Below are 1,539 nucleotides of genomic sequence, written 5' to 3' on the forward strand. Positions count from 1 at the left end.
GATATGACTTTCCATGTCAATCGGAATGTAGGGTGTCCAGCGCTCTCCACGCGAATGAATTTCCTGAGGGCGACGTAGCAGTAAGTCTCGACGGTGGATCATGCTGATATCCGCGGGTTGGTTACCGCATTACAGTGGACCGTCTCATGAGCCTGCCGCATTCTTAAGTCGCAAGTCCGGGTGATATCGGTTGCGGGGTTGTGCCGCGGGTTACTCGAGTAGCCGGGCTACGCCGCCTTCAGGAAACTCGTGGATCTATGGGGTGATCTCCATCGTGTAATCAGGTTGTCGGTCTGTTACTGGGTAACGCGAGCGACATCGCCAGGCGCCCGATGTCCCAGATGAAACCCGACAGTTCACGGGCGACGGCCACGACCGTGGTATTGGCATGCTTACCACGCGCGGAGAGTCTCCGGTATCGGCGACACAGTCGAACCTGCGCGTCCCAGGCACGATCGATGATCGCCTTCGGAATGCCTTCATGTCGACGCTGAATGTCGGGACTTACGCGTGCCGGGTGCCGGTAACTCCAGGCAGCCTCGACGAGTAACTTTCTTGCATAGCTATTGCCGGTCTTGGTGATGCTTCCCTGCCGTCGCTTGTCACCCGATGAGTGTTCTGACGGGGTGACGCCGAGCCACGACATCAATTGACGCGGATGTTGAAAGCGCGACAGATCTCCGAGTTCGGCAAGCATTCCAACGGCCGTGGTGAACTGCACACCGCGCATGGCCTGCAGGCCCAGGACTGCCGGATAGAACCGCCAGTTTGTCACTGCCTCACGCAAGGCACCTTCAACACGCTGGCATTGCGCGAGCCGATCTTCAATCGTGCGCCGAAGTTCCTCAAACGCGAATTGTTGCCATTCGCTGCCGAACACATACTGGCTCACCCAGTGTCGGTGAGCAGGTCCCCAGTCGGCGTGACCGCTATAGCGTACATCGTGTGCAAGCAGAAACGACTTCAGCCGCTGCCGCGCCTGCCTCAGATCGTCTTTGGCAGTCATCCATGCACGGGCGAGATCGCGAAATGCCTCGTCCTCGACGGTCGGCACGTGTACAGCTGACAGGTCGCCAGCCCGTAGGGACCGCACAAGCTTGACCGCATCGCGCCGGTCCGTCTTGACGCGCTCGCCGGGTTTCCTTGGAATCAGTGACGGTGCGCACACCATGCAGTCGAATCCCTTCTGGACCAGTTGGCGGTAAAGCCCGTAGCCACATGGCCCTGCCTCATAGACGACGCGTACGTGTCGCGCTTTCGATTGAAGACGCTTGCACAGGCGATCGATATCCGTCTTCGTCGTACCGGTCTTGCCGGGCAGTTCGACCTCGCCCGCGCCGAGCGCATAGGCGACCGTGATCGACTCCTTGTGAACATCCAGTCCCACGTACACCGTGCTATCGTTTTCCATGCTGGCCTCCGTGCCGGAAATCGCCAGGTGTGGCGCTGTCCACACCATGCGGCTCTGGCAGAAATGCTAACCCGCGTCTGATTCCTCACGGCGGGCCAGCCTCTGCCTCACGGAAAGTCATAGTGTCT

1 protein-coding gene is annotated in these 1,539 nt (G+C 59.5%); it reads right to left on the reverse strand.

What is annotated here, in order from left to right; translation table 11 throughout:
- Positions 1 to 280: 280 nt before the first annotated feature.
- Positions 281 to 1,411, reverse strand: coding sequence for an IS110 family RNA-guided transposase (locus tag PQR54_RS38800; RefSeq protein ID WP_408255426.1), 1,131 nt, complete (start codon positions 1,409 to 1,411; stop codon positions 281 to 283).
- Positions 1,412 to 1,539 lie beyond the last annotated feature (128 nt).

The sequence above is a fragment of the Paraburkholderia phytofirmans genome (genome assembly GCF_046028095.1).
Taxonomy (GTDB): Bacteria; Pseudomonadota; Gammaproteobacteria; order Burkholderiales; family Burkholderiaceae; genus Paraburkholderia; species Paraburkholderia phytofirmans_A.